General features: G+C 58.4%; 3 protein-coding genes and 1 pseudogene. 1 reads left to right on the forward strand and 3 read right to left on the reverse strand.

The features are described 5' to 3' along the window. Window positions 1–1,359, forward strand: a pseudogene (locus H6F43_RS00375) (hypothetical protein); the annotation flags it as partial. A gap of 311 nt (window positions 1,360–1,670) precedes the next feature. Here the strand turns inward: H6F43_RS00375 and H6F43_RS00380 are convergent. The 3 genes from H6F43_RS00380 to H6F43_RS00390 form a co-directional block, all read right to left on the reverse strand. Beyond that, complete coding sequence (locus H6F43_RS00380) at window positions 1,671–2,177, reverse strand: hypothetical protein (protein WP_190340061.1); 507 nt, start codon at window positions 2,175–2,177, stop codon at window positions 1,671–1,673. 30 nt (window positions 2,178–2,207) lie between these two features. Continuing rightward, window positions 2,208–2,945 (reverse strand): hypothetical protein, encoded by a 738-nt coding sequence (locus H6F43_RS00385; RefSeq protein WP_190340062.1) that lies wholly within the window; start codon window positions 2,943–2,945, stop codon window positions 2,208–2,210. A gap of 85 nt (window positions 2,946–3,030) precedes the next feature. Next, window positions 3,031–3,617, reverse strand: a 587-nt coding sequence (locus tag H6F43_RS00390; RefSeq protein WP_190340063.1) for a tRNA pseudouridine(55) synthase TruB, incomplete at its 5' end; no start/stop codon positions are given.

The raw sequence follows: 3,617 nt of genomic DNA on the forward strand, positions 1-3,617 counted from the left end.
GCGCTGCTAGAGTCTGCCTTGAATCTGCCCGCTTACGATACGGCGCTTTTGCTTGCTCGCAGCGGGCTGTGGTCGCCTAGCGAGCAGTGGCTCCAGTCGCTGAAGCGGCGCGGCAAGTGGTCGGCGCAAGCGCAGGCGCAGCTAGACGTGATTCGTCTCCACGCGGTGGCAACCCAGGCGCAAGCAGAAAAGTCTTGGTCCAGTCCGGGGCAGCAAGTCTTGGCGAATTTGATGGATGGTCGCTGGGCACGAGCGCTGACGGTGTTTGCTGCCAGTGCGGAGACGGGTCAGGAAACGGCGGCGATGCTGAAAGGCGCCTCCGATCGGGTGGAGAATCGCATCGAGACAGCGTTAGCAGTCAACCCAAAATCAACTGACGTAAAGGCGTGGATGGCGCTGCTGATTGCGTCGCGGCAAAACACTGCCAAGGCGATGGCCTGGCTGAAACAGCAGTCCAAAACAACTGCCGCAGAGCGATCGCAAATCGCGTCGCTGCTGGCGCGATTGGATACCCCGATCGCCGATGCCGATCCAACCATTAACGCTCCCGCAGGTCGGGTGATTGGGTCTGGTCGCCTCCTGCCGACGCTGAATCCTGCGGAGTGGTTAACGCCAAAACAGGCTCCACCGCTAAAGCTAGAGGAGCAGCAGGCATGGTACACCGTGCAAGTTACGGGCTTTCACGACGGCAAACGTTGGCGGTTTGGCGATTTACCTGCGGCAACGTCGGCAGACGCGGTTTGGCAGCAGTTGGGCTTCACCGCAGATCCACCGTTGCAGATTGTGTTCTGGACCCCAGATGGACAGGAGCAAACGGTCTACGCCAGCATCAAAGCGGTGCGCCGATCGTCCAGCGGATTGCAGCTGCTTGCGATCGGAGACGCGATTGTACCGAGCCGTTCTCAACTGCGACCCCTTGCGTTTACCGATTCTGCATTGCAGTGGCTAACGCCCAGCACCACGACGCTATCGGAGCTAGCGCAGCAGCAGCCCGCTTGGGCAACCCGCGCAATTCCCGCTCTGGCAGCGGAACTGAAGCGAAGCGGAAATCTTCCAGCGAAAAAATCAGCGTGGGATGCGTTGAATCAGGTAGGGGCAGGAGACTGGTCTGTGCAGCAGGTGCCGCTGACGGGCAGCCAGCCAGACGCCGTACTGACGGTTTATCCGGCGTCCCGATCGCCCCGCACGCTAATCTTCTCGCCTACGGGCACCTTACTCTACAGCGAACTCTCGACCGAAGCGGATTACCGAGTGCTGGCGATCGCGGATCTCGGCGACGGGGTCCCCGCCGTGATAGCAGACAGTCCCAACAGCTACCGATCGCTCCGCTGGTCTACTACACGCAAACGGTTTGAATAAGGGATTTCTAGAGATTAAAGTATCTTAGATGTGCAACGCTAACCCGAGAAAGCCATATGACGATCGAGAATACTCCTGACTCCTCAGTGGCAGAACAGGTCGTCGCAAACCAGAGGGGATACTTTCCACCAGCGATTTCTGGTATTGAGGCGTCTTCGGTTTGTCCTGATTTATGCTGGGCTTACCAAGTGGCAGCAGACGGTGCAGTGTCTATCTTGTTCAATCCTCCAGCCTGGTTTAAGGTGAGCGACCTACCCCTTAGTCACAGATTGCGAATGCAAAGTCTAACGACAGGACAGAGAAAATAATTCCTACCGCTGCCCAAACCACTGCCGCAGCCGAACTTTGCCCGCGACATACAGCGGCACCTGATAATGCTCTACTAGCAGCCACGTCACAAACAGAAAGTGCAGCGTAAACGCCAGCGACACCCAAACGGTGGGAAACCAGGACCAACGGCTTCCTTCCAGAGGTGGGAAGGTGTAGGACGAGAGCCAAATCAGCGACGGAGGCAGCACGACCAGAGCAATACTTGCCAACCAAATTGTGATGGTTAGATCTAAGTTAAGCTGATGTGCCGCTTGCCACATCCGTCCGGTCCATCGCCACGTGGTGGGTTGAGAACTGTCCTCGACACGCAGCGTTTGGTCGCGCAGATTCGCCGTGAAGATGTGGCGGCAAAAATCGCAGGCGAAGGCATCCATCAGGGTAAGCGGCAAAATGTGCCCATGTCGACACACGGGACAGATGTAGGTTTCCTGATAGTTGAGGCTGCGCCATTCAGACGATCGAGCAGCAGACTTGGAAGATTCAATCATAAGGAAGGTTGGACGATAGCGGCAGGCGCGTTACTGGCGACGAGCGATCGAGGTAGACCCGATCGATTTCGTCACCTCTCTTCCATTCTGCTGTAGAACAACGGTTGGATCGGCTCCGCCGTCCGCAATAATCTTTTTGACGAGGACCTGTCCGCCTTCGAGGTAGTCGCCGACACCGACATAGCGACTGGTCTCGACGCTGGACTCTTTAACGATCACCTGCCACCGACCCTTGACGCGAATCGCGCCGGAAACCTCAACGGCATCTGCTAGCGCAGTGGGAGACGGCGCTGGCGCCGTCGGAACAGGCAGCGACGGTAGGGCAGAATTGGGTGCAGGTAGCGGAAGCGGAGCTACGGAAGGCAATCCAGTGACGGGTGCCACTGGCAGCGGCGCTAGACTAATGGCTGACGGCTTGCCAGAAGACGCCGGTGAAGCGGCAGGACGACTGGTAGCCGAGAACGAGATCGATCGAGCGGGAACAGCCGCGAAGGGATCGGAGCGACCGGGAGAGATCGTCTGAAGGCGTCCCGGAATATTCGTGGGGCGCAGCAGTCCGGGGACAGCCGGAACGGTGACAACCGCTGTGGGGCTGACGATCGGCTGGGGAAAGGCTTGGGGATTTGCATTTGCTGCCTGAGGATTTGCAGCGACGACCGGAGACGGCTGCGATCGCGCTTGGGAAGGTGAGTTAGCCGTCCGCACCCCAGAGCAACTTGCCAGCAGCAGCGCTGCTCCCAGATACACAAGCTGCGATCGTCGTTTCATGATGAAACCCCTTTGTGTCAACTCCATGAAGCCCACGATAGCTGTAATTTGCAGAAGTGGCGCACTCCTATTGCAAATTGCACGGCTATGCGTCAAACACCACCTGAGGAAGGAGCACAGTGTCGGTTTCCCAGGTGGTCAACGTGCCGATGCCAAGAAACGTGTTTGTCTCATGGTGGACTCGAACTGCAGGTTTGGTAGAGGCTGCCAGCGATTTCTGCTTAGCAGAGATTGGGTCGATCGCCACGCGCTGTCCCTGGCACCAGCGTTTAGCCAGATCGGCGGGGAGCACGATCGCGTTTAGGTGAGTCAAGGCAATTTCTGGAGCGATCGGCTGAAAGCCCTGTTGAAGCTGCTCGTCTAGTTGCTCCAGCGTCAGGCTGTCGGTCAGGTCGAAGCCGCTGCTGTGGGTGCGAACGAGCGACACCAGCGTTCCTCCAACCTGAAGGACGTCACCGAGGTCACGGGCGATCGACCGAATGTAGGTGCCCGGACCGCACGCAATTGCCAGATCCAGTTCTGGAAAGTCGCCCGATCTCCAGTCCAGCACCTCCAAACGGGACACCTCCACGGTTCGAGCGGGCACCGTAATGGCGTGTCCCGATCGCGCCAAGTCGTATAGGCGCTTGCCCTGCACCTGAATGGCACTGTAGTTGGGCGGCACCTGCTGAA

This window comes from Leptolyngbya sp. FACHB-36, from assembly GCF_014695955.1.
In the GTDB taxonomy this organism is placed as follows: Bacteria; Cyanobacteriota; Cyanobacteriia; order Leptolyngbyales; family Leptolyngbyaceae; genus FACHB-36.